This is a genomic window from Pseudomonas mucoides (assembly GCF_015461845.1).
Taxonomy (GTDB): Bacteria; Pseudomonadota; Gammaproteobacteria; order Pseudomonadales; family Pseudomonadaceae; genus Aquipseudomonas; species Aquipseudomonas mucoides.
The window spans coordinates 314,542-338,704 of the sequence record NZ_JACOPW010000003.1 but is presented as its reverse complement, the minus strand read 5'-3'; the positions used below and the strand labels follow the sequence as shown (position 1 = coordinate 338,704).

At 60.2% G+C, this 24,163-nt stretch carries 23 protein-coding genes; 15 read left to right on the top strand and 8 right to left on the bottom strand.

Annotated features, from left to right (window positions below; all coding sequences use genetic code 11):
• Positions 1 to 32 precede the first annotated feature (32 nt).
• Positions 33 to 914 (top strand): ABC transporter permease subunit, encoded by an 882-nt coding sequence (locus H8F22_RS16425; protein WP_172825964.1) that lies wholly within the window; start codon positions 33 to 35, stop codon positions 912 to 914.
• Positions 911 to 1,801, top strand: a complete 891-nt coding sequence (locus H8F22_RS16420; protein WP_027926491.1) for an ABC transporter permease subunit — start codon at positions 911 to 913, stop codon at positions 1,799 to 1,801. Before H8F22_RS16425 ends, H8F22_RS16420 begins: the two co-directional genes overlap by 4 nt.
• A gap of 142 nt (positions 1,802 to 1,943) precedes the next feature.
• Here the strand turns inward: H8F22_RS16420 and H8F22_RS16415 are convergent, their stop codons facing one another.
• Positions 1,944 to 2,585 (bottom strand): HD domain-containing protein, encoded by a 642-nt coding sequence (locus H8F22_RS16415; protein WP_027926492.1) that lies wholly within the window; start codon positions 2,583 to 2,585, stop codon positions 1,944 to 1,946.
• A 338-nt stretch (positions 2,586 to 2,923) separates the two neighbouring features.
• Here H8F22_RS16415 and H8F22_RS16410 point away from each other — a divergent pair, with 338 nt between their 5' ends.
• Entirely contained in the window at positions 2,924 to 3,889 is a 966-nt protein-coding gene (locus H8F22_RS16410; protein ID WP_027926493.1) for a GlxA family transcriptional regulator, read from the top strand.
• A gap of 96 nt (positions 3,890 to 3,985) precedes the next feature.
• Here H8F22_RS16410 and H8F22_RS16405 read toward each other — a convergent pair whose 3' ends face one another.
• Both H8F22_RS16405 and H8F22_RS16400 read right to left on the bottom strand, forming a co-directional pair.
• On the bottom strand, positions 3,986 to 6,397 hold the full coding sequence (locus H8F22_RS16405; protein WP_194940463.1) for a penicillin acylase family protein: 2,412 nt from the start codon (positions 6,395 to 6,397) through the stop codon (positions 3,986 to 3,988).
• A gap of 103 nt (positions 6,398 to 6,500) precedes the next feature.
• Positions 6,501 to 7,079 carry a DUF6436 domain-containing protein gene (locus tag H8F22_RS16400; RefSeq protein ID WP_194940462.1) on the bottom strand — a complete coding sequence of 193 codons (579 nt, stop codon included), beginning with the start codon at positions 7,077 to 7,079 and terminating at the stop codon, positions 6,501 to 6,503.
• Positions 7,080 to 7,175: 96 nt separating this feature from the next.
• On the opposite strand from H8F22_RS16400, the gene H8F22_RS16395 reads away from it, so the two are divergent.
• Positions 7,176 to 8,123, top strand: coding sequence for a phospholipase BipL (locus H8F22_RS16395; RefSeq protein WP_194940461.1), 948 nt, complete (start codon positions 7,176 to 7,178; stop codon positions 8,121 to 8,123).
• 104 nt (positions 8,124 to 8,227) lie between these two features.
• On the opposite strand, the gene H8F22_RS16390 is transcribed toward H8F22_RS16395, so the two are convergent.
• The gene (locus tag H8F22_RS16390) at positions 8,228 to 8,980 is read right to left on the bottom strand and encodes a DUF2059 domain-containing protein (RefSeq protein ID WP_027926497.1); all 753 of its coding nucleotides are present in this window, start codon (positions 8,978 to 8,980) and stop codon (positions 8,228 to 8,230) included.
• 108 nt (positions 8,981 to 9,088) lie between these two features.
• Between H8F22_RS16390 and H8F22_RS16385 the strand changes: the two genes are divergently transcribed.
• Together H8F22_RS16385 and H8F22_RS16380 are read left to right on the top strand one after the other, a co-directional pair.
• The gene (locus tag H8F22_RS16385; RefSeq protein ID WP_027926498.1) at positions 9,089 to 9,721 is read left to right on the top strand and encodes a 2OG-Fe(II) oxygenase; all 633 of its coding nucleotides are present in this window, start codon (positions 9,089 to 9,091) and stop codon (positions 9,719 to 9,721) included.
• A 2-nt stretch (positions 9,722 to 9,723) separates the two neighbouring features.
• Positions 9,724 to 10,209, top strand: coding sequence for a DUF523 domain-containing protein (locus tag H8F22_RS16380; protein ID WP_027926499.1), 486 nt, complete (start codon positions 9,724 to 9,726; stop codon positions 10,207 to 10,209).
• Positions 10,210 to 10,331: 122 nt separating this feature from the next.
• Here H8F22_RS16380 and H8F22_RS16375 read toward each other — a convergent pair whose 3' ends face one another.
• Positions 10,332 to 10,916 (bottom strand): transporter substrate-binding domain-containing protein, encoded by a 585-nt coding sequence (locus tag H8F22_RS16375; RefSeq protein ID WP_059181999.1) that lies wholly within the window; start codon positions 10,914 to 10,916, stop codon positions 10,332 to 10,334.
• Positions 10,917 to 11,051: 135 nt separating this feature from the next.
• Here H8F22_RS16375 and H8F22_RS16370 point away from each other — a divergent pair, with 135 nt between their 5' ends.
• Positions 11,052 to 11,477 (top strand): DUF4399 domain-containing protein, encoded by a 426-nt coding sequence (locus H8F22_RS16370; RefSeq protein ID WP_027926501.1) that lies wholly within the window; start codon positions 11,052 to 11,054, stop codon positions 11,475 to 11,477.
• A gap of 62 nt (positions 11,478 to 11,539) precedes the next feature.
• Here the strand turns inward: H8F22_RS16370 and serA are convergent, their stop codons facing one another.
• Positions 11,540 to 12,769: a phosphoglycerate dehydrogenase gene (gene serA, locus H8F22_RS16365; RefSeq protein WP_027926502.1), complete on the bottom strand. Its 1,230-nt coding sequence runs from the start codon at positions 12,767 to 12,769 to the stop codon at positions 11,540 to 11,542.
• 204 nt (positions 12,770 to 12,973) lie between these two features.
• On the opposite strand from serA, the gene H8F22_RS16360 reads away from it, so the two are divergent.
• The 4 genes from H8F22_RS16360 to H8F22_RS16345 all read left to right on the top strand — a co-directional run bounded on the left by H8F22_RS16360 (position 12,974) and on the right by H8F22_RS16345 (position 17,225).
• Complete coding sequence (locus H8F22_RS16360) at positions 12,974 to 14,368, top strand: FAD-binding oxidoreductase (RefSeq protein WP_027926503.1); 1,395 nt, start codon at positions 12,974 to 12,976, stop codon at positions 14,366 to 14,368.
• Positions 14,369 to 14,404: 36 nt separating this feature from the next.
• Positions 14,405 to 15,070 carry a fumarylacetoacetate hydrolase family protein gene (locus tag H8F22_RS16355; RefSeq protein ID WP_194940460.1) on the top strand — a complete coding sequence of 222 codons (666 nt, stop codon included), beginning with the start codon at positions 14,405 to 14,407 and terminating at the stop codon, positions 15,068 to 15,070.
• A 207-nt stretch (positions 15,071 to 15,277) separates the two neighbouring features.
• Positions 15,278 to 16,204 carry an SdiA-regulated domain-containing protein gene (locus H8F22_RS16350; RefSeq protein WP_027926505.1) on the top strand — a complete coding sequence of 309 codons (927 nt, stop codon included), beginning with the start codon at positions 15,278 to 15,280 and terminating at the stop codon, positions 16,202 to 16,204.
• Positions 16,205 to 16,307: 103 nt separating this feature from the next.
• Positions 16,308 to 17,225: an SdiA-regulated domain-containing protein gene (locus H8F22_RS16345; RefSeq protein WP_194940459.1), complete on the top strand. Its 918-nt coding sequence runs from the start codon at positions 16,308 to 16,310 to the stop codon at positions 17,223 to 17,225.
• A gap of 131 nt (positions 17,226 to 17,356) precedes the next feature.
• On the opposite strand, the gene rpiA is transcribed toward H8F22_RS16345, so the two are convergent.
• Positions 17,357 to 18,031 carry a ribose-5-phosphate isomerase RpiA gene (gene rpiA / locus H8F22_RS16340; protein WP_027926507.1) on the bottom strand — a complete coding sequence of 225 codons (675 nt, stop codon included), beginning with the start codon at positions 18,029 to 18,031 and terminating at the stop codon, positions 17,357 to 17,359.
• A gap of 412 nt (positions 18,032 to 18,443) precedes the next feature.
• Here rpiA and ilvA point away from each other — a divergent pair, with 412 nt between their 5' ends.
• Complete coding sequence (ilvA, locus tag H8F22_RS16335; RefSeq protein ID WP_027926508.1) at positions 18,444 to 19,958, top strand: threonine ammonia-lyase, biosynthetic; 1,515 nt, start codon at positions 18,444 to 18,446, stop codon at positions 19,956 to 19,958.
• 39 nt (positions 19,959 to 19,997) lie between these two features.
• A complete protein-coding gene (locus H8F22_RS16330; RefSeq protein WP_027926509.1) occupies positions 19,998 to 20,423 on the top strand; it encodes a DUF2269 domain-containing protein in 426 nt (141 codons plus the stop codon).
• Positions 20,424 to 20,544: 121 nt separating this feature from the next.
• Here H8F22_RS16330 and H8F22_RS16325 read toward each other — a convergent pair whose 3' ends face one another.
• Positions 20,545 to 21,201 (bottom strand): histidinol-phosphatase, encoded by a 657-nt coding sequence (locus H8F22_RS16325; protein ID WP_027926510.1) that lies wholly within the window; start codon positions 21,199 to 21,201, stop codon positions 20,545 to 20,547.
• Between the two features lie 143 nt (positions 21,202 to 21,344).
• Between H8F22_RS16325 and H8F22_RS16320 the strand changes: the two genes are divergently transcribed.
• Together H8F22_RS16320 and ptsP are read left to right on the top strand one after the other, a co-directional pair.
• Positions 21,345 to 21,824, top strand: coding sequence for an RNA pyrophosphohydrolase (locus H8F22_RS16320; protein WP_007945562.1), 480 nt, complete (start codon positions 21,345 to 21,347; stop codon positions 21,822 to 21,824).
• A gap of 22 nt (positions 21,825 to 21,846) precedes the next feature.
• Entirely contained in the window at positions 21,847 to 24,126 is a 2,280-nt protein-coding gene (gene ptsP / locus H8F22_RS16315; protein WP_027926511.1) for a phosphoenolpyruvate--protein phosphotransferase, read from the top strand.
• The last annotated feature ends 37 nt before the right edge of the window (positions 24,127 to 24,163 follow it).

The following is a 24,163-nucleotide window of genomic DNA, read 5'->3' as shown; positions in this document are numbered from 1 at the left end:
TGCGCAAATTCAAACGCCGCCTCAATCGAATAATTCCCGGTGGCCGTCAGCTGGTCATCGGGGTTCCGTTCATCTGGCTGTTCATGTTCTTCATGTTGCCGTTCTTCATCGTCTTGAAGATCAGCTTCGCCGAAGCCGACGTGGCCATTCCGCCGTACACCGAGATCTACAACTTCGTCGACCAGAAGCTGCAGGTGCTGCTCAACCTCGGCAACTACGCGATGCTCGGCGACGACGAGTTGTACATCGCCGCTTACCTCGGCTCGTTGAAGATGGCGTTGTTCAGCACCATCCTCTGCCTGCTGATCGGTTACCCGATGGCCTACGCCATCGCCAGCGCCCGTAAAGAGCTGCAAACGGTGCTGGTGCTGCTGATCATGATGCCGACCTGGACCGCGATCCTGATTCGCGTGTATGCGTGGATGGGCATCCTCAGCAACAACGGCCTGCTCAACGGTTTCCTGATGAGCATGGGCTGGATCAACGAACCGCTGCAGATCCTCAACACCAACCTCGCGGTGTACATCGGTGTTGTTTATTCCTACCTGCCGTTCATGATCCTGCCGCTCTACGCCAACCTGGTGAAGCACGATCAGAGCCTGCTGGAAGCCGCCTCGGACCTCGGTTCGAGCACGTTCAACAGTTTCTGGAAGATCACGATTCCGCTGTCGAAAAACGGCATCATCGCCGGTTGCATGCTGGTATTTATCCCGGTGGTCGGTGAGTTTGTGATCCCGGAACTGCTCGGCGGTCCGGAAACCCTGATGATCGGTAAAGTGCTGTGGCAAGAGTTCTTCAACAACCGTGACTGGCCGGTGGCGTCTGCCCTGGCGGTGGTGATGCTGGCGATCCTGATTGTGCCGATCATCCTGTTCAACCGCAGTCAGGCCAAAGAAATGGAGGGCAAAGAATGAAGCGCTTCAGTTTCTCCAGCCTGATGCTGGTATTCGGTTTGCTGTTTATCTACGCCCCGATGCTGATCCTGGTGATCTACTCGTTCAACGCCTCGAAACTGGTGACGGTGTGGGGCGGCTGGTCGATCAAGTGGTACGTCGGCCTGCTCGACAACAGCCAACTGATGGGCTCGGTGGTGCGCTCGCTGGAAATCGCCTGCTACACGGCGATTGCAGCGGTTGCGCTCGGTACATTGGCGGCGTTCGTCCTGACCCGTATCACCCACTTCAAGGGGCGTACGCTGTTCGGCGGTCTGGTGACCGCACCGTTGGTGATGCCCGAAGTGATCACCGGTCTGTCGCTGTTGCTGCTGTTCGTGGCGATGGCGCAGATGATCGGTTGGCCACAGGAACGCGGGATCATCACCATCTGGATTGCGCACACGACGTTCTGTGCCGCGTATGTGGCGGTGGTGGTGTCGGCGCGCTTGCGTGAGCTGGACCTGTCCATCGAAGAAGCGGCCATGGACCTCGGTGCACGGCCGTGGAAGGTGTTCTTCCTGATCACCATCCCGATGATCGCGCCGTCGCTGGCGGCGGGCGGCATGATGTCGTTTGCCCTGTCGCTGGATGACCTGGTGCTGGCGAGTTTCGTGTCGGGCCCGGGTTCGACGACCTTGCCGATGGAAGTGTTCTCGGCGGTGCGCCTGGGCGTGAAGCCGGAGATCAACGCGGTGGCCAGCCTGATTCTGCTGGCGGTGTCGATCGTGACCTTCCTGGTCTGGTTTTTCAGCCGCCGCGCCGAAGAAAGCCGCAAGCGTGCGATTCAGCAAGCCATCGAAGAAGGCGCTGCCGACTCCTGGAAACAACCGGACGTACGCCGCGCCCCGGCGCCGGAAGCGGCTTAAGCGCAATGCCGGGTTGACCACAAATACGTGGCCAACCCAACTCCCCTGTGGGAGCGAGCTTGCTCGCGATGAGGCCATTACATTCAGCGAAGATGTTGAATGTTAGTCCGCCATCGCGAGCAAGCTCGCTCCCACAGTTGTTTCAGGCAACCCAAGGGGATTTGCGGATGATCTCGACAAAGTTCATCGGCTTGAACCCCACCTCGCTGTCCACCAGCACATCCGCATTCACCGTGCCGAACGTCGTGTCCGGCTTGTGCTTGAAGCCGTTGGCGAACGCACACAGGATGCACTCCTTGAACCCATCACCGCGTGGATGCGCATGCACCACCGCCTCGCGCTGCACGGTGGAAAACGCCGCGTAGTCGATTCCCAGCACATCCATTTCAACCCCGGCGGTCACCAGCGCCACGTTCGGCCGCAGGTGCTGCGGCACGCCCGGTGTGGTGTGCAGCGCAATCGACAGCCAGACTTGCTCGATATCGTCATCGCTCAGCCCATAAGGCTTGAGGAACGCCTTGGCGGCATTGGCACTGTCGACTTCAAAACGCTCGTCAGCGCTGCGATGACCTTCCACCAGACCGAGGTCATGGAACATTGCGCCGACGTACAACAGCTCCGGGTTGTAGGCCAGTTGCTTGCGTTCGCCGCTCAAGGCACCGAACAGGAACACCCGGCGGGAGTGGTGATACAGCAGGTCGGATTCGACGTCGCGGATGTATTCGGTGGTGGCCTTGGCCAGTGCGCTGTCGGGGATTTTGATACCGGCAATGATGCTGCTCATGGTGATTTCCTCGTGGGGAACGCCGTGGCGGCGCTGATGGGTAAAGTCTGTGCCGTCCCCTGAAACCGGACAATCGATCCATGGCTGCGATCCTTGCCAATGAACCTGCATATCGCGCCAACCTCGCTTGTTGCGCCTGGATTGGCTAAGTTGGACGGATCTGTAGCAGCTGCCGAGCCTGCGTTCGGCTGCGCAGCAGTCGTAAACCCGGAGTACGCGGTTTACCTGAAAAACCGCGGTGCCTGATTTCACGACTGCTGCGCAGCCGAACGCAGCCTCGCACGCTCGACAGCTGCTACCGGTCGCGTAATGGCTAACAATTGAGGGCGTTTGTTTCCATGAGTAAAACCGTCGCCATCGTGGTCTTCGCCGGCGTTCAGTCCCTGGACGTCACCGGTCCCATGGATGTGTTTTCTGAAGCCAATCGTTTCCTCGAACCAGCGGATCACTATCGATTGGAAGTGATCGGCGTCGAGCGCGGGGTGATGCCGTGTTCCAACGGTCTGTCGCTCAATGCGCACCGGCATTTCAGCGAAGCGCTTGAGGCGTATGACTTGCTGCTGGTGGCCGGTGGGCCGCAGTTGCCGTTCATGGATTTCGGCGCGGCGTTCGATACCTGGTTGCGATCTGCCTGCGCGCGGGCGCAACGCTTTGGCTCGATCTGCAACGGCGCCTTCATCCTCGCCCGGGCCGGATTGCTGGAGGGGCGAACCGTGACGACTCACTGGGGTGACGCTGCCGCGCTGGCTCAGTTATGTCCGTCGACTCAGGTCGAAGCGGATCGCTTGTACGTGCAGGACGGTGAGCTCTACACCTCGGCCGGGGTCACGGCGGGGATCGATTTGTCGTTGTATCTGCTGGCCATGGACCACGGACCGGAAGTCGCATTGAACGTGGCCAAGCGCCTGGTGGTGTTCACCCAACGCTCGGGCGGGCAATCGCAGTTCAGCCCGTTTCTCACGCCCCACGCTGAACCCACCTCTGCCGTGGCGCTGGTTCAGCTCTACGTGCTGGCCAACCTTACCGGCGACCTGACCATCGCGGACCTGGCGAACGCGGCCAACATGAGCACCCGCAATTTTTCCCGGGTGTTCGCCAAGGAAGCCAAAATCACCCCGGCGGAATTCGTCGAGCGGGCGAGGGTGGATGCGGCGCGGGTGCTGCTGGAGAGCACGCATTCGCCGCTCAAGACCGTGGCCTACCAATGTGGATTCCGCGATGCCCAGCACATGCGCAGCGTGTTCAACCGCCGATTGGGGGTAACGCCACAGCAGTTCAGGCTGAACTTTGCGGCGATGGTTTGAAGGCCCCATCGCGAGCAGGTTCACTCCTACAGTTGAAACGCATTCCAATGTAGGAGCGAGCTTGCTCGCGATAGCGTCAGTCCAGACACTGAAGATTTAAGGCGCAGCCCTGGCCGGCAAAAACTTCAACGTACTGCGCGTATTGGCCGTGACTTCTTCGTCGTTGAAATGCGCTTCGTAGTACACCCCTTCGACATACGCCTCGGCCTGGTCATCGTAATGACTGTCGAACGGCACGCCGCTCTGGCCGACCGGGTTGATGGTCAGGCTGTGAGCCGGGTCGGCGAAGTCGACCAGGCGCCGCGTCGACGGGCCATAAGTCACCGGCCAGGGTGCCGGGCCGATTTTGGCCGAGAGGTTGTTCGGCACTTCGTGGGTACCGGGTGCGTCGAACGGCCCGACGTTGAAGACCCGATCCAGCGGCTTCTGCACGCCCAGTGGATGACCATGGGTCAGGGTATGCGCCTTGCCCCACTGCCACTGTGCCGAATCCGCGCCGAGGGTGGTCTTGAGGTGGGCGATGCTCGCTTGCCAGGCCACCTTGACGGTGTCGGCGCGGGTTTCCTTGCCGAGGGTGTTGCGGTTGTCCCACCACGGTGAATCAGGCGTGGCAGCCAGGCGCGGCAGTGCGGCATCGATCACGCGGGTCGAGAGCAAGGTCTCGAAAAAATCATTGCCCAGTTCATCGTGCATCGTCTCGTCAGCGAGGTTGAACAGGAACTGGTTGAACAGCGTGGCGCTGGTCGAATCAAGCGGATAGTCGCCTTTCCACTGCGCCAGTTGCTCCACCAGTTTCAGTCCGGCGGGATCAGTCACTACTTCACGCAGCACCGGCAATAGCGGTGCCAACAGGCGCGGACCGTAGCCGGTGGTGGTGCCCAGTTGCAGCTTCTGACTGGCGTCGATGTCCCACTTCACGTTTTTGTCGCTGAGCTGGCGATTGAGCTGCTGGCCGCGATCGGCCAGGTTGTAATAACCGGGAATCTCCATGCCGGTCGGCGACAGCGGCTGGAAGTTGGCCGAGACGATATAGCCGCGCGCCGGGTTCTCCTCTTGCGGGTTGGCGCTGAACGGGTAGAAACCGTCCTTGTCCGGCTGATTGGTGCTGCCGTCGAGGATGAAACCGGGTTTCACCCCGGCCGCGCGCTTGGGCAGCAGGGCCGAAGCCCACCAGCCGATGTCGCCCTTGGCGTTGGCGTAGACGATGTTCAAACCCGGTGCCTGAACCTTGGCCGCAGCGGCGCGCGCCTTGGCCAGGGTGTCGGCGCGGTTGAGCTGATAGAAGCCTTCGAGAATCGGGTTCGGTGTTTCAAGGAACGCCCACCACATCGCCACCGGCGTCTTGCCGGCCGCCGTGCCAAGCGCATCGTTGATGATCGGGCCGTGGGGTGATTGACGCAGCGTCAGCTTGACCGCCTCCTGCCCCTTCACGGCGATCTGTTGCTCGGTGGTGACCATGTCCACCCACTTGCCGCGGTACCAGACCTGGTTCGGATTGTCCGGGTTGGTCTTCTCGGCGATCAGGTCCAGATCGTCGTTCTGGAACATCGTCAGACTCCAGCCGAAGTCCAGGTTGTGGCCCAGAAACGCAAACGGCACCAACGCCTGATGGTGACCGTACAACTCAAAGCCCGGCGCCGAGAGTTGTGCCTCGTACCAGACTGCCGGCACGGAAAAGCGAATATGCGGGTCGCCGGCCAGCAGCGGCTTGCCGCTTTTGGTGCGGTTGCCGGAAATCACCCAGGCATTACTGCCCTCGAATTGCGGCAGGCCATTGTCGGCCAGTGCCTGTTCACTCAGGCGGGCGAGGGCGTTCAAGTCTTTCCAGTCGCTGCTGGACAGGCTTGGCGCAGGCGTGGAATGCCCTTTGGCCAGGACGCCTTTGGGCTGCCAGTCGAGGTCGAAGATGTTCAGGTAGTCGGCACCCAATTGATCGCGCACGAACGTCAGCAACGGTTCGGTGCGAAACGCCGCGGCAAAGCTGTACGCCATGTAACCGGCGACGCTGATGCTGTCTTGCGCCGTGAACGGGCGTTTGTGGATGCCCAGCACGTCGAACTCGACAGGCGCTGCATGCGTGTCCTGATATTGATTGATACCGTCCAGATAAGCTTCCAGGGCCTTCCACGCCGGGGACTGCCGATCCAGCGCGGCGACGTAGCTGTCAGCCCGCTCGCGGATGCGCAGGCTGCGGAACAGCTTGTCAGTGTCGATCAGTTTCGGGCCGAAGATTTCGGCCAGTTCACCACGGGCCAGGCGGCGCATGGCTTCCATCTGGAACAAACGGTCCTGGGCCTGCACATAACCGAGGGTACGGTAGAGGTCGGTCTCGTTTTCCGCGCGGATATGCGGAACGCCGCGCTCGTCGTAGCGCACGCTCACCGAACCTTGCAGGTGCTGCAATTCCACTTGACCCTGGCGCGTCGGCTGCTTGCTGTACACATACCCGCCGACCCCGATGGCGAGCGCGACAATCAGCAAGGCAAGTACGGTCAGGACGCGTTTCATGGTGACTCCTTGTTCTTTTTGGATTGCCGCCCGTGTGGGCTGCCAACATGTAGCACAGACCTCCTGTGCCGGGCATCGCGGTCCTGCAAAAGTCAGTAATGCCTTATTTCACTTCAACGGGCCATGGGCAGTAACAACCGATGGCCAGCGTATGCGTTGCATTCACTGCGCGACCTTCGCTCAGCGCTTGCAGGACGGGTTCGATAAAGCTGTTGTTCGAATTGCAGGTCAGGCCTTCGCTGTAGGGGCCGAAGTAAGCCAGTTTGCCGGCGCGGTCCCAGATCGCTACGGCCGGGCTGGCAGGTATCTGTTCAGAGCCGGGCAGGACGGTAATGGTTTTCAGGCTGCTCAATGTGGTGGGGAGCTGGCCGTGACTGCCGGGTTTTTGCACGGCATAAAACTCGACGCCCTGTGGCACATAGCGCTCAACCAGTTCGCTCAGGTGTTGCTGATTGCCGACGTTGCACGGGCAGGCCGGGTCCCAGAAGTGCACCAGGCGAATGGCGCCCGGGCCGGCGAGGTCATCGGGCAGGCGCAGCGGGTCGCCGGAAAATACCGCGGTGTGTTCGCTGAACGCCCGCAAGTAACGTCCTTGAAACCAGTCATACGCGGCCCACAGGACACCGGCACACACGAGGGCGAGCAGGCTGGCAAGCAGTGTGGTGCGGTAGGCCGGGCGCATGGGTTTCATCCTCGAAGGCCGGCTAGCTTGCCATGCTTGCTGCGACAGATGAATATCGCAGGCCTATAAAGTCTGTTTAACGCTCTGGAATCTTTCATGTCAGCCACGTTTGCCCCCGATCATTTGCGCGCCAGCCTGCGGCCATTGGCTGAAGGGCAGGCGCTGTCGACCGAGGCCATGGCGTATCAGCACTTTTACGGGCTGGATTTTCCAGGACGTACACTGCGAAGCGGGCTAGGGTGTTTCGAGGTCGATGGCTATCAGTTGGTCAGCCAGTTCTGGTGGCCGGAGCGGGCGAAGGCGACGCTGTTCCTGTTCCACGGTTTCTACGATCACACCGGGCTCTACCGTCATGTGATCGAGTGGGCGCTGGATCAGGGTTTTGCCGTGATTGCCTGCGACTTGCCGGGGCACGGTCTGTCCAGCGGCGAGCGGGCGAGCATCAAGGAATTCGCCGAGTATCAGGACACGCTGCAAGGATTGTTCGCCGAGGCGTTGTCCATTGACCTGCCGCAGCCCTGGCACCTGTGCGGGCAGAGCACGGGCGGGGCGATTGTGATCGATCATGTGCTCAACCACGGCACGAACAGCCCGGCTCAAGGTCAGGTAATCCTGTTGTCACCCCTGGTCCGGCCGCGTGCCTGGGGGTGGTCAAAGCTCAGCTATTACCTGCTCAAACCGTTCGTCAAAGCCATCGCCCGACGTTTCAGCGAGAACTCCAACGACCCTGATTTCCTGCCATTCCTGCAGGCCGATCCGTTGCAGCCGTTGCGTCTGCCCACGGCGTGGGTCGGGGCATTGGCGCGCTGGATCAAGCGGATCGAAGCCGCACCGAACAGCCCGCGCCGGCCGCTGATTGTGCAGGGGCAGGCGGACATGACGGTGGATTGGGAACATAACCTTGGGGTACTGAAGGCCAAGTTCGATCGGCCTCAGGTGTTGATGTTGCCGGAGGCGCGGCATCATCTGGCGAATGAAACGTTGGTGATGCGGGAGGAGTATTTCGGGTTTTTGAGCAAGCGGATCAAGGGCCGGAATCTATAGCGCCGGTGATGGCCTCATCGCGAGCAGGTTCACTCCTACAGTTGATCGCGTTCCCCCTGTAGGCGTGAGCCTGCTCGCGATAGCGATTTCCCAGACACCGAAGTTTACTGGGAAAGGTTCGAAGTGCTTTGCCCCACCGCCAACCCCGCCCGAATCGCCGCCAGCGCCGCCTGGTAATACGCCTGGCCTTCAGTGGACTCGGCAAACGTAGCGAACTCTTCCAGTTCGTTATCCGACAGGTCGCGATAGACATACAGCAGCGTGTTGTTCAGGTCGCTGCCGATCTGGTCCATCAAACGCAGGCGCTGACCGTTCAAGATCCCTTGCGACTGTCCACTGCCGAGCAACCCGGGGATCATCGAACTCAGGCTGTCAGCCGCGACACCGGCAATCGCCAGGCTGACCTCAGCACCCGCCTCGCGAGCGGGCAGGGCCTGGGCCAGGTGGCCGATGATCAGTTGACGGCTGTCGCTGGCCTGCATCTTCGGCAGGCCCTTGGCGTTTTTCGCCAGTTGGTCGCGACGGGTGGCCAGCAACTCGGCAGCCACGACTTTTTTGCCCAAGGGCGATTGGAAGAAGGTCAGTGCCGGTTTTGGGTCGGCCAGGCTTTTGCGTAATTGTGCTTCGGCGCGTTGATCGACCGACTGCGGAGCGAATCGCTGATTGCTGTTGTTGACCAGTGCCTGAAACACCGCCGGTGGCAGGCTGCTTTCGTAGCGTTGTTGCGCGGCTGTCAGGGCATCGTTGAAATGCGCACGTTGGTCTGGCCAGCCGGCGACTTTATACAACTGGTCGTGGCCGTCTGCCCAAGCGGGCAAAACACAGAGCATCAACAGTGAAAAAAGCAACCGGCGCATAGGGACTCCTGTCAGCAGGCGACTATTCTCCGTGTGGCATCCGTACTTGTCGAGAATTCGTATCAACCCGCTGCGTGGCTCTGTCGGATTTTCAGGCACAGGAATACTATGCGCGGCATGCAAATACCCTCTGATCACCCGCTGCTGTTACGTATCGTTGACGACCTGGCTGCAAACGGCTGGTCGCAACAGAACATTTTTCTGCCTGAGGATCTGACCCGGGCGCTGGCGGCTGAGTGCCGTAAACGTGCAGCCGAGGGTGAACTGGCCCCCGCAGCGGTAGGCCGAGGGCCGTCATCGGAGGTTCGCGAAGGGATTCGTGGCGACCATATCCAGTGGATCGATCCCGGTCAGGCGGAGGCGTGCGACAGCTATCTCGCCTTGATGGACAGCCTGCGCGAAGCGATGAATCGCGGTTTGTTTCTGGGCCTGGAGGATTTCGAAAGCCATTTCGCGCTGTACCCGCCGGGCGCGTTTTACCTCCGGCACGTCGACCGTTTCCGCGATGACGACCGGCGCATGGTCTCGGCCGTGGTGTACCTCAATGACGGTTGGCTGCCCGAGCACGGAGGACAGTTGCGCATGTATCTGGAGGAAGACCGGGCCTACGATGTGGAACCTGTCGGCGGATGCCTGGTGGTGTTTCTGTCCGGCGAAGTCCCCCACGAAGTCCTGCCCGCGACCCGGGATCGCCTGTCGTTGACCGGCTGGTTCCGACGCCGGGGTAACGAGCCGTTCTGATCATGCCAAAGATTCTGGTAAGCCGCTGCCTGCTGGGCCACCGCGTACGTTACGACGGCGGGGCGAGCGGGCCATTCGATCAGCTCCAGCAGTGGCTGGATGAAGGCCGGGTCATCCCGTTGTGCCCCGAAGTGGCTGGCGGTTTGCCGACACCGAGGGCGGCGGCGGAAATTCCTGGCGGGCAGGGCGCTGAAGTGCTGGATGGCCACGCCAGCGTGATCACCACCGACGGCGAGGATGTCAGTGCGCAGTTTCTGTCGGGGGCTTATCAGGCGCTGGAACTGGTGCAAAAGCACGGTATCCGCATTGCCGTGCTCAAGGCCAATAGCCCGTCATGCGGGAATTTGCTGACGTATGACGGAAGCTTCAGCGGCGTGAAGGTGGCGGGTGAGGGTGTGACCGCGGCGTTGCTCAAGCGCAATGGTGTGCAGGTTTTCAGTGAGTTGGAGTTGCCGCAAGCGGCTGCCGCCCTGAGCGCTCTCGACTGACACCACCCCCCTGTAGGAGTGAGCCTGCTCGCGATGGCGGACTAACATTCAACAACTCTGCTGACTGATCCAACGCTATCGCGAGCAGGCTCACTCCTACAGGGGTAGTCATTTGCCCTGAGTCAGGGTTTCGGCGCCACGCTCGAATCCGCCCCAAACCACTTCTTCTCCAGCGCCGCCATCCGGCCATCATCCTTGATCCGCTGCAGCGCACTCTCCAGGCTGGCATGAAACGCCGGGTTGCCCTTCTGAAACGGAATCGCCAAACCCACCGGCAGATTGGCCTTGGGCTTCTCTTCGGCAAACGACTGCGCCAGCAGCATCGAGCGCGGCTCTTCTTTCTTCGCGATCAATTGCGCATCGGTTTGAAGGTAAGGTTCGCTGAAATCGAAACGATCCTTCAGATCCGGGGTCATTGCTATGTGGTTGATGGCGACGTCGTACTTGCCGCTTTCTACGCCGGTCAACAGATCGCCCGAATCGGTGACGACGAAGTCGGAGCGGACATCGAGTTCGTCGGCCAGCAGTTGGCCCAGCTCGACTTCGAACCCGCTGAGCTTGCCTTCATCCTTGAAATTGAAAGGCGGTGTATTAGCCTCAAGAGCAATACGCAGTTCGCCACGGTCGTTGATGTCGTCAATCAGTTCGGCATGAGCCAAAGGGCTCAAAAGGGGTAGCAGGCAGATCAGGCCAGGCAAAAAGCGCATGGTCACTCCTTTGAATTCATTATCGCGATGCTCTGGGTCGGGCTCGCTTTGCTATGGTTGTCGAGTGCCTTCGACAACGATTGACCATGAAGTTGTCATGGTCACGCGGATTTTACGAAAAAACTGGAGAAGAGAATGAAAACGTTTATGTCTCGTGCTGCCTTGGCTGGCCTGCTGATGGGTGTCTCACTGCTGGCCAGTGCGGCCACGCCGGCGCCGGCGGGTGCTTCCGTGAGTATCGTTGAGCCTGGCAGTGGTGCCGTCGTGGGTACGAAATTCAAGGTCAAGTTTGAAGTAAAAGGTATTGCGCTGGCGCCGGCAGGCGACGCTACCGCGAACACTGGCCATCACCACCTGTTGGTCGACGCCAAGAGTACGATCCCTGCTGGCTCTTTGATTCCGGCAGATGCCAACCACATCCATTTCGGCAAGGCTCAGACCGAAACCGAGCTGGAGTTGACCCCGGGCAAGCACACTTTGCAGCTGGAGCTGGGTGACAAGAACCACATGGCTTTCGATCCTCCAATCGTTTCGGAAAAGATTACCGTGACAGTGAAATAACGTTTCCGCAGGCATGAAAAAGGAGACCCGAAGGTCTCCTTTTTTTGTCGCTCAAGTCGCTATCAGAACAACACGCGGCAACGAATGGTGCCGTTGATGTGCTGCAGTTTCTCCTGGGCGATTTCCGAGTAGTCGGCGTCGACGTCGATCACGACGTAGCCGACTTTCTCGTTGGTCTGCAGGAACTGACCGGAGATATTGATGCCGTTTTCGGCGAACACCTTGTTGATCTCGCTCATCACACCCGGAATGTTCTCGTGGATGTGCAGCAGACGGTGCTTGCCAGGGTGAGCCGGCAGGGCCACTTCCGGGAAGTTCACCGACGATACGGACGTACCGTTGTCGCTGTACTTGACCAGTTTTTCTGCCACTTCCAGACCGATGTTGGCTTGCGCTTCAGCGGTGGAACCACCGATGTGCGGGGTCAGGATCACGTTGTCCAGGCCACGCAGCGGGCTTTCGAACTCTTCGTCGTTGGAGCGTGGCTCCACCGGGAACACGTCGATGGCCGCGCCGATCAGGTGCTTGTCCTTGATCGCGTCCGCCAGGGCGTCCAGTTCGACCACGGTGCCGCGAGCGGCGTTGATCAGGATGCCGCCCTTCTTGATGGCGCGGATTTCCTTCTCGCCGATCATCCACTGGGTGGCTGCGGTTTCCGGAACGTGCAGGGTGACGATGTCGGACATGCCCAGCAGCTCGTGCAGGTTGCCGACCTGGGTGGCGTTACCCAGTGGCAGCTTGGTCACGGTGTCGTAGAAGTACACCTGCATGCCCAGGCCTTCAGCCAGGACCGACAGTTGCGTACCGATCGAGCCGTAACCGACGATGCCCAGCTTCTTGCCGCGGATCTCGAAGGAGTTGGCCGCGCTTTTGATCCAGCCGCCACGGTGGCAGGAAGCGTTCTTCTCAGGGATGCCGCGCAGCAGCAGGATCGCTTCCGCCAACACCAGCTCGGCGACGGAACGGGTGTTGGAGTACGGTGCGTTGAACACCGCAATCCCGCGTTCGCGCGCTGCGTTCAGGTCGACCTGGTTGGTGCCGATGCAGAAACAGCCGACCGCGACCAGCTTCTTCGCGTGATCGAAGATCTCTTCGGTCAGTTGAGTGCGGGAGCGAATGCCGATGAAGTGCGCATCAGCGATCTTTTCCTTCAGCTGGGCTTCCGGCAGAGAACCGGTGAGGTACTCGATGCTGGTGTAGCCCGCCGACTTGAGAACGTCGACAGCCGATTGGTGGACGCCTTCGAGAAGAAGGAACTTGATCTTGCTCTTATCGAGAGAAGTCTTGCTCATCTGCGTAAACCTGTATCCCGGAGAAAAATGGCAGGAAATAGCCAGCAGACGCTGACCCGGACGGCAGGAAAGCCGTCGCCGCAGATTGGCCGTTGGGCACTATGCTGCGGGGTCGGTATGCTAGCATACGCACCCCGCTAAACACTCATTCCTGCGACGTGAAGCGTTCTCAGGATGACCATGAATTGTTCGAGAGTTCTGTCGATGACCAATCCTGCGCTGATTGATGAGCTGAAGACCCTGGTTGAGCCTGGCAAGGTGCTGACCGATGCCGACTCCCTGAATGCTTACGGTAAGGATTGGACCAAGCATTTTGCTCCGGCCCCGACCGCCATCGTGTTTCCCAAGACCACCGAACAGGTGCAGGCCATTGTCCGTTGGGCCAATGAACGCAAGGTGGCGCTGGTGCCGTCCGGTGGACGTACCGGGCTTTCCGCCGCAGCGGTGGCAGCCAATGGCGAAGTCGTTGTGTCGTTCGACTACATGAACCAGATTCTCGATGTGAACCTCACCGACCGCACTGCCGTTTGTCAACCAGGCGTCGTGACCGAGCATTTGCAGAATGTCGCGGAAGAAAAAGGCCTGTACTACCCGGTGGATTTTGCTTCGGCAGGTTCCAGCCAGATTGGCGGCAATATCGGCACCAATGCCGGCGGGATCAAGGTCATTCGCTACGGCATGACCCGTAACTGGGTTGCCGGCATGAAAGTCGTGACCGGCAAGGGTGACCTGCTGGAACTGAACCGCGACCTGATCAAGAACGCCACCGGTTACGACCTGCGTCAGCTGTTCATCGGCGCCGAAGGCACCCTCGGGTTTGTGGTCGAAGCGACCATGCGTCTGGATCGTGCACCGAAAAACCTCACCGCGATGGTCCTCGGTACCACCGATTTCGACTCGATCATGCCGGTATTGCACGCGTTCCAGAGCAAACTCGACCTGACCGCCTTCGAATTCTTCTCCGACAAAGCCCTGGCCAAAGTCATGGCCCGTGGCGATGTTCCGGCACCTTTCGAAACCGATTGCCCGTTCTACGCATTGCTGGAATTCGAAGCGACCACCGAAGAAGTGGCCAACCACGCGCTGGAAACCTTCGAACACTGCGTCGAGCAAGGCTGGGTGCTGGACGGCGTGATGAGCCAGAGCGAAACCCAGCTGCAGAACCTCTGGAAGCTGCGCGAATACATCTCCGAAACCATTTCCCACTGGACGCCGTACAAGAACGACATTTCGGTCACCGTGTCGAAAGTGCCGGCGTTCCTCAAGGAAATCGACGCGATCGTCGGCGAACACTACCCGGATTTCGAAATCGTCTGGTTCGGCCACATCGGCGACGGCAACCTGCACTTGAACATCCTCAAGCCGGAGAACCTGAGCAAGGACGAGTTCTTCGCCAAGTGCGCGACCGTCAACAAGTGGGTGTTCGAAACCGTCGAGAAGTACAACGGTTCGATTTCCGCCGAGCACGGCGTGGGCATGACCAAACGTGATTACTTGACCTACAGCCGTTCGCCGGTCGAGATCGAGTACATGAAAGCGGTTAAAGCGGTGTTCGATCCGAACGGCATCATGAACCCGGGCAAGATCTTTGCTGTTTGATTTTCGAATGTTCAGAGCACGAATCAGGAGTCGGTAATGAGCTATCAGCACCAGTATGTCGACGGTACGCGTATTCATTTCCCGCTGGGGAAAGTGGTGTGCATCGGCCGTAACTACGCCGAACACGCCAAGGAGCTGGACAACCCGGTGCCTACCGAGCCGCTGCTGTTCATCAAGCCGGGCAGTTGCGTCGTGCCGCTGGAAGGTGGTTTTGCCATTCCGACCGAGCGCGGTTCGGTGCACTACGAAGCGGAAATCGCTGTGTTGATCGGCAAGCCGTTGTCGACCAAGCCGAGCCGCGAAGAAGTGCTGGACGCCATCTCCGGTTTCGTTCCGGCACTGGACCTGACGCTGCGCGACAAGCAGGCGGAGCTGAAATCCAAGGGCCTGCCTTGGGAAATCGCCAAGTCGTTCGACGGCGCGGCGGTGATCGCGCCGTTCGTGTCTGGTAGCACCTTTGCCGACCTGACCGACATTGGCATTCGCCTGACCATCAACGGCGAAGTGCGCCAGGATGGCAACAGCAGCGCGATGCTCAACCCGATCGTGCCGATGATCCAGCACATGGCCGGCTGCTTCTCGCTGCAGGCCGGTGACGTGATCCTGACCGGCACGCCGGTGGGCGTTGGTCCGTTGAATGTCGGCGATGAGATTGTTCTGGAGTTGCCTGGTGCGAGTAGCTTCACCAGCAGCGTGCGCTAACCCCAATACTGCAAAAACCCTGTGGGAGCGAGCAAGCTCGCTCCCACATTGGTATTTAGTGGTTTCAAGTCCTGCGACAGGTAGGGCAATCCCGCCATTTCCCGTTTTTTTCACATTTCGTCTGGATAATTCCGGGGGCTTGCGGCGTCTGAGCCGGCCCCAATTGTGCTATTACCCCTAGCCTGAATTTCTGGAACGCATCCCTCAATGGCCACCCCCCCGCTGTCGACTCTCAAAACAACCCGCCGCTCGCGCTTCGCGCTGCCTTGGTATGCCTGGCTGTTGCTGGTGGCGGTCATTGCGTACGGCGTTGCCTTTGCAATGCATTGGGATAATCGCGGCGTGCTCTGGGTGAAAGAGCAATTCAAGAGCCCGGCCGAGCGTCAGGCCAGTATCTGGCTTCCGGACTACCGGGCAGTGATCGATGCCAAGGTATTGCCGGGCATGGAAAAGGACGAAGCTTCGGACCTCGCTTACGATCCTCAGACCAAAACGCTGTTTTCGGTCATGGGCAAGAACCCGTTTCTGGTCGAGCTGAATCTTCAAGGCGATGTCCTGCGCAAAATGCCGCTGGTGGGCTGGAGCAACCCGGAAGGTGTCACGGTGCTGGGCAACGGCCTGCTGGCGATTGTCGATGAGCGCGAGCACTTGATCACCGTCGTCAAGGTCGATGCCAACACCCGTGAATTGAACATCGCCGACTTTACGAAGTACGACCTCGGGCCTTCGAAAGACCAGAACAAGGCCTTTGAAGGGGTTACCTGGGATTCGCAAAACCAGCAGCTGCTGCTGGGCGAAGAGCGTCCGCCGGCCTTGTTTGCCTGGAAAGGTGACGGCCGGGTCCTGACCGGTGACAAGCTGAAGCTGGCCAGTCATGCGCTGGACATGCGCAACCTGTCGGCGCTGGCCATTGATCCGCGCACGGGCCACATGCTGGTGCTGTCTGCCGACTCGCACTTGTTGATGGAGCTGGACAAAAAGGGTGAGCAAGTCAGTTTCATCACCCTGTTGCGCGGCTTCAACGGCCTGAAGAACACCATTCCCCGGGCCGAAGGCGTGACCATGGACGAAGCGGGCAACTTGTACATGGTCAGTGAACCCAACCTGTTCTACCGCTTCGAAAAGCAGAAATAGTCGCCACACACCCGCGGTTGTGGTCGCAAGCCACTGACCATTAAGCTTGAATTCATACGGGCGTGATATTTCATCCGCCCGTTTTGTTTTCGAGCTCGCCTGAATGCGCCGACTTGCCCGTCCCAAACCCCTCGTTTTGATCCTGTCAGTGATTGCGCTGATCGCGCTGGTTGCGGTCGGCCAATACATGCGCCTGTTCGAGCGTGCCTGGTTCAACCTGCATACGCTTTGGCAGCCGCAGAGCAGCGTATCCATTGGCCTGGATCAATATCGGGTCGACATCGAGGCACGGGTGATCGACGGGCTGGACGATAACGTCTCGGCGCTGACGTTCGATCCGGTGCGCAAAAGCCTGTTCACGGTCACCAATAAAGATTCCGAGCTGATCGAGCTGTCGCTTGAGGGCAAGATCCTGCGGCGCGTGGCCTTGATTGGTTTCGGTGATCCGGAGGCGGTGGAGTTCATCAGCGCCGACACCTACGTGATCACCGATGAGAGCCAGCAACGGCTGATCAAGATTCGCCTGGAACCGGATATGACGTTCCTTGACGGGGCGGATGCCGAGCAGATGGTTCTCGGCGTGCACATGGGCAGTAACAAGGGGTTTGAAGGGCTGGCTTACGATTCGGTGGGCAAACGGTTGTTCGTCGCCAAGGAGCGCGACCCAATGCTGATCTACGAAGTGCAGGGCTTCCCGCATTACAACCCGGAGAAATCCTACGCCGTGCACGTGGTGAACAACCCCAAGCGCGATGCCGGGATGTTTGTGCGAGACCTGTCGAGCCTGCAATACGACGAACGCAGCGGCCATTTGCTGGCGCTGTCCGACGAGTCGCGGCTGATTATTGAACTGGATGTGGACGGTCGACCGCTGAGTACAATGTCACTGAACAAGGGGCGCCAGGGCCTGCAAAAGACCGTGCCGCAAGCGGAAGGCATCGCCATGGACGACGACGGCACGATGTACCTCGTCAGTGAGCCGAACCTGTTCTACGCCTTCAAAAAACCCGCGCAACCCTAAAACCCCTCCCTAAAAAAGCACTGTGGGAGCCGGGCTTGCCCGCGATGAGGTCGTGTCAGTCGATAAATATGTGACTGATATACCGCCATCGCGGGCAAGCCCGGCTCCCACAGGTTGGCGTTGCGGCGGGCTTACTCGGCGCGCAGGGTTTTCACGCCTTCACTGGTGCCCAGCAACAGCAGGTCCGCTGGACGCGCCGCGAACAGGCCGTTGGTGACCACGCCGACAATCGCGTTGATCTGGCGTTCCAGTTCAACCGGATTGGTGATCTGCATGTTGAACACGTCGAGGATGATGTTGCCGTTGTCGGTCAGCACGCCTTCGCGGTAAACCGGGTCGCCGCCCAGTTTCACCAGCTCGCGGGCCACGTGGCTGCGGGCCATCGGGATCACTTCGACCGGCAGCGGGAACTCACCGAGCACCGGCACCAGTTTGCTGGCGTCGGCGATGCAGATGAAAGTCTTGGCCACGGCCGCGACAATCTTCTCGCGGGTCAGGGCAGCGCCACCGCCCTTGATCAGGTTCAGGTGCGCGTCGCTTTCATCGGCGCCGTCGACGTAGAACTCCAGGTCGCTGACCGTGTTTAGCTCATACACCGGAATGCCATGGCCTTTAAGGCGGGCGGCAGTGGCTTCGGAGCTGGCGACCGCGCCGTCGAACGCGCCTTTGTGCTTGGCCAGGGCGTCGATGAAGCAGTTGGCAGTGGAGCCGGTGCCGACCCCGACGATGCTCTTGTCGTCGAGTTTCGGGAGGATGAAGTCGACGGCGGCCTGAGCCACTGCCTGTTTGAGTTGATCCTGGGTCATGCGGGCTCCGAAAGCGGGCAGGGGGAAACGGAAAGGCCGGCATTATAGCCCCATGCGGGGTTAAAACCTCTTGATTCGTGTGGTCGCCCGGCCGAAAGCCGGGTTAGACTCCGAGGGTCTGTTGACGTTTGGTGGTGGGCCGCGTTGTGCGCCAAATTGCGCGAGGCAAGGCGCGGGATGCCGCCCATGGTCGTTCCCTTGGCAAATCCCGCAACGCAGCCTCGCGCAATTTGGCGCACAACCCGAAGGGACGGTGCCAATTTTGCGCAGGGCTGCGTTGCTCGGAACTTATTTGGAACAACCAAACTGCGTTCCTCGCGCCTTGCCCTGCGCAAAATTGGCCTCCGTCGCGGCCCGCCACCAAACGTCAACAGACCCTAACCCTGCCCAACCCGCTCAGTGATGCTTTCCGATGCTCGAACAGTACGTCAAAAAGATCCTCACCTCGCGCGTTTATGACGTTGCCGTAGAAACCCCATTGCAGACTGCCCGCCAGCTCTCCGAGCGGCTGGGCAACAGTGTCTGGCTCAAGCGCGAAGACTTGCAGCCGGTGTTCTCGTTCAAGATTCGTGGCGCTTACAACAAGCTGACCCAGTTGACCGATGAAGAACGTGCTCGCGGCGTGGTCACGGCGTCGGCGGGCAACCATGCGCAAGGCCTGGCCCTGGCGGCGAAAGTGTTGGGCGTGAAAGCCACCATCGTCATGCCCAAGACCACCCCGGAAATCAAAGTCGAAGGCGTGCGTTCGCGCGGCGGCAAAGTGGTGCTGCACGGGGATTCGTTCCCGGAAGCCCTGGCCTACTCGCTGAAACTGGTCGACGAAAAAGGCTACGTCTACATCCACCCGTACGACGATCCCCACACCATTGCCGGGCAGGGCACCGTGGCGATGGAGATTCTGCGCCAACACCCTGGCCGTCTCGACGCTATTTTCGTTCCGGTCGGTGGCGGCGGCCTGATCGCCGGCATCGCGGCGTACGTGAAATACCTGCGCCCGGAAATCAAGATCATCGGTGTCGAGCCAGACGACTCCAATTGCCTGCAAGCGGCGATGGCGGCCGGCGAGCGCGTGGTATTGCCGACCGTGGGCATCTTCGCCGACGGCGTGGCAGTGGCGCAGATCGGCCAGCACACTTTCGACATCTGCAAAGACTATGTCGATGACGTGATCACGGTCAGTACCGATGAGATCTGCGCGGCGATCAAGGATATCTACGACGATACCCGCTCGATCACCGAGCCGGCCGGCGCGTTGGGTGTGGCGGGAATCAAGAAATACGTCGAGCAGAACGGCGTCACCGGCCACACTTTCGTGGCCATCGACTCCGGCGCCAACGTCAACTTCGACCGTTTGCGCCACGTCGCCGAACGCGCCGAACTGGGCGAGGGCCGTGAAGCGATCATCGCCGTGACCATCCCCGAGAAACCGGGCAGCTTCAAGGCGTTCTGCGAAGCCATCGGCAAGCGCCAGATCACCGAATTCAACTACCGCTACAACACCGGCAGCGAAGCGCACATTTTCGTGGGCGTGCAGACGCACCCGGAAACCGATCCGCGCAGTGCGCTGCTGGCGAGCCTGACCGAGCAGGGCTTCCCGGTGCTGGACCTGACCGACAACGAACTGGCCAAGTTGCACATCCGTCACATGGTCGGTGGTCGTGCGGCGCAGGTGGTCGACGAAGTGATCCTGCGCTTCGAATTTCCGGAGCGTCCGGGTGCGCTGTTCAACTTCCTCAACAAGCTGGGCGGGCGCTGGAACATCTCGATGTTCCACTACCGCAACCACGGCGCGGCGGACGGTCGAGTGGTCGCGGGCCTGCAAGTACCGCACGACGAGCGTCATCTGGTACCGGCGGCGCTGGAAGAAATCGGTTACCCGTACTGGGACGAAAGCGATAACCCGGCCTATAAGCTGTTTCTGGGCTGAGCGGCTACGCTGATGGGCAGGTCATAAGGAAATCGGACAATGGAAACGTTAACTGCCCTGAAAGTGGCGCACATGGTTGCAACGGTGGTGTTGCTGATCAGTGCGCTGGGCTTGGGGATCTGGGTTTTTATCGCGCGACGCAAAGGTGACGCGACGGCCGGCAGCCGCACCCTGCAACGGCCACGGGTGTTCATCTGGTTGTTGATGGGCCTGGCGCTGTTGAGCATGCCGTTCACCGGCTGGGGGATGGTGCATCTGGTGGGCTGGCCGTTGGGGCAGACGTGGTTGTTGGCGTCGAGTGTGCTTTACACCGTGGCGGCGTTGGCGTGGTTTTGGCTGTTGGTGCGGCTTAACAAGCTGCGCAAGACGCCGGGAGGGGTGGGGAGATTTACCTTTGCCTTGGCGTTGTTCAGTTTTGTCTGCTTTGTCGCCATTGCGGGGTTGATGGGTGCCAAGCCTGTTTAAGGGTAGAGACTGAGTCGACCCAATCGCGGGCAAGCCCGCTCCCACAGGGTTCACTGCTGTAAATGCTTTCTATGTCACGCAGCAGAACCTTGTGGGAGCGGGCTTGCCCGCGATGGCGATTTCAATCGCGCAACGAAATCACCGGCCATCCACGCTTCTCGGCCTCGGCGCGCAAATTCGGATCCGGATCCACCGCGACCGGATTCGTTACCTGCTCCAGCAACGATAAATCATTCATCGAGTCGCTATAGAAATAGCTGTCTTCCAACGAATGCCCGGTTTCTTCCAGCCAACGAGTCAACCGCGTCACCTTGCCTTCGCGAAAGCACGGCACATCGGTGCTGCGCCCGGTATAACGGCCATCGACCATCTCGCACTCGGTGGCGATCAGGGTTTCAACCCCCAGGCGCTGGGCGATCGGCCCGGTCACGAAACGGTTGGTCGCGGTGATGATCACCAGTTTGTCCCCGGCCTCGCGGTGTCTGGCCAGCAATTCGATGGCCTGCGGCAACACGATCGGCTCGATGCAATCGCGCATGTAATCGAGGTGCCATTGATCCAGCGTGGCCATTTCGGTGCGCCCGAGCACTTCCAGGCAGAAGTTCAGGTAAGCGTCGTTATCCAGCTTGCCAGCCAGGTAATCCTGATAGAACTCGTCGTTGCGTGCCTTGTAGGCGACGGCGTCGAGAAAGCCGCGCTCGCACAGGTAATCGCCCCAGGCGTGGTCACTGTCGCCGCCCAGCAGGGTGTTGTCCAAGTCGAATAAAGCCAGACGCATTGCAGTTACTCGCTGAAAAGTCTGTAGAAAGGCGCCCAGAATACGGACTTTTCACAAGAGTGCACATAAGGTCGGTCGGCGCGTTGCTGCTTTCACAACCTTTGTGGAACAATGCGGCGACATGCGTTTGCGAGGTTGTTGCCGTGATCGACCCCGATGGTTTCCGCCCCAATGTCGGGATCATTCTCACGAATGATGCCGGACAGGTGCTATGGGCTCGCCGTATCAATCAAGATGCCTGGCAGTTTCCTCAGGGCGGGATCAACCCCCAGGAGACGCCGGAAGACGCCTTGTACCGCGAGTTGAACGAAGAAGTGGGTCTTGAGCGTGAAGATGTTGAAATTCTCGCCTGCACCCGGGGCTGGTTGCGCTATCGTTTGCCGCAACGTCTGGTCCGTACCCACAGCCAACCGCTGTGCATCGGCCAGAAACAGAAGTGGTTTCTCCTGCGCCTGATCTCCAACGAGCAGCGGGTGCGGATGGATTTGACCGGTAAACCGGAATTCGATGGCTGGCGCTGGGTCAGCTATTGGTATCCGTTGGGCCAGGTGGTGACATTCAAGCGCGAGGTGTATCGACGCGCTCTCAAAGAGCTTGCCCCGCGCCTTTTAACGCGCGACTGACGACGGAGTTCGACCCCGAGCCATGCTCAATACGCTGCGCAAGATCGTCCAGGAAGTTAACTCCGCCAAGGATCTCAAGGCGGCGTTGGGCATTATTGTATTGCGCGTCAAAGAGGCCATGGGCAGCCAGGTCTGCTCGGTCTATCTGCTTGACCCCGAGACCAACCGCTTCGTGCTGATGGCGACCGAGGGCTTGAACAAGCGCTCGATCGGCAAAGTCAGCATGGCGCCCAACGAAGGTCTGGTCGGCCTGGTCGGCACGCGTGAAGAACCGCTGAACCTCGAAAACGCCGCGGATCACCCGCGCTACCGCTACTTCGCCGAGACCGGTGAAGAGCGCTACGCCTCTTTCCTCGGGGCGCCGATCATTCACCACCGCCGCGTCGTCGGCGTGTTGGTCATCCAGCAAAAAGAACGCCGCCAGTTCGATGAAGGTGAAGAAGCCTTTCTCGTGACCATGAGCGCGCAGCTTGCCGGCGTTATTGCTCACGCCGAGGCCACCGGTTCGATCCGCGGCCTGGGCCGTCAGGGCAAAGGCATCCAGGAAGCCAAGTTCGTCGGTGTGCCGGGTTCACCGGGTGCAGCGGTCGGTACGGCGGTGGTCATGCTGCCACCGGCTGATCTGGACGTGGTGCCGGACAAGACCATCACCGACATCGACGCTGAACTGGCGTTGTTCAAGACGGCCATCGAAGGCGTGCGCGCCGACATGCGCGCGTTGTCCGCCAAATTGGCCTCGCAACTGCGCCCCGAAGAACGGGCCTTGTTCGACGTCTACCTGATGATGCTCGCCGACGAGGCGCTGGGCAGCGAAGTGACCACGGTGATCAAGACCGGCCAGTGGGCCCAGGGTGCGTTGCGCCAAGTGGTCACTGAGCACGTCAACCGTTTCGAATTGATGGACGACGCCTACCTGCGTGAGCGCGCCTCGGACGTCAAGGACCTTGGCCGGCGTTTGCTGGCGTATCTGCAGGAAGAGCGTCAGCAGAATCTGGTCTACCCGGAAAAAACCATTCTGGTCAGCGAAGAACTGACGCCGGCGATGCTCGGCGAGGTGCCGGAAGGCACGCTGGTCGGTCTGGTCTCGGTCCTCGGTTCAGGCAACTCCCACGTCGCGATCCTGGCCCGGGCAATGGGCATCCCGACGGTGATGGGCCTGGTCGACCTGCCCTATGCCAAGGTCGACGGCATCGAATTGATCGTCGATGGTAATCGCGGCGAGGTCTACACCAACCCGAGCGACGTGCTACGCAAGCAGTTCGCCGAAGTGGTGGAAGAAGAGAAGCAGCTGGCACTCGGTCTCGACTCCCTGCGCGACTTGCCGTGCGTGACCCTCGACGGTCACCGCATGCCGCTGTGGGTCAACACCGGCCTGCTGGCGGACGTGGCGCGGGCGCAGAAGCGTGGCGCGGAAGGCGTGGGTCTGTACCGCACCGAAGTGCCGTTCATGATCAACCAGAGGTTTCCGAGCGAAAAGGAGCAGTTGGCGATCTACCGCGAGCAGCTCGCCGCGTTCCATCCGCAACCGGTCACCATGCGCAGCCTGGACATTGGCGGCGACAAGGCGTTGTCGTACTTCCCGATCAAGGAGGACAACCCGTTCCTCGGCTGGCGCGGGATTCGCGTCACCCTCGATCACCCGGAAATCTTCCTGGTGCAGACCCGCGCCATGCTCAAGGCCAGCGAAGGCTTGAACAACCTGCGGATTCTGCTGCCGATGATCTCCGGCACCCACGAACTCGAAGAAGCCCTGCACCTGATTCACCGGGCCTGGGGTGAAGTCCGCGACGAAGGCACCGACGTGCCGATGCCGCCGATTGGCGTGATGATCGAGATTCCGGCGGCGGTGTACCAGACCAAGGAACTGGCGCGGCAAGTGGACTTCCTGTCGGTCGGCTCCAACGACCTGACTCAGTACCTGCTGGCCGTGGACCGCAACAACCCACGGGTGGCCGACCTTTACGACTACCTGCACCCGGCGGTGCTTCAGGCGTTGCAGAACGTGGTGCGTGATGCCCATGCCGAAGGCAAGCCGGTAAGCATCTGTGGTGAGATGGCCGGTGATCCGGCAGCAGCGGTGCTGTTGATGGCGATGGGCTTCGACAGCCTGTCGATGAACGCCACCAACTTGCCGAAAGTGAAGTGGATGCTGCGTCAGATCAACCTGAGCAAGGCCAAGGATTTGCTCGCAGAGCTGATGACCATCGACAACCCGCAAGTTATCCACAGCTCCCTGCAACTGGCGCTGAAGAACCTTGGGTTGGCGAAGATGATCAATCCGGCTTCAGTGAAGACCCTCTAAAACTTGGCTGGCTCCATCGCGAGCAGGCTCACTCCTA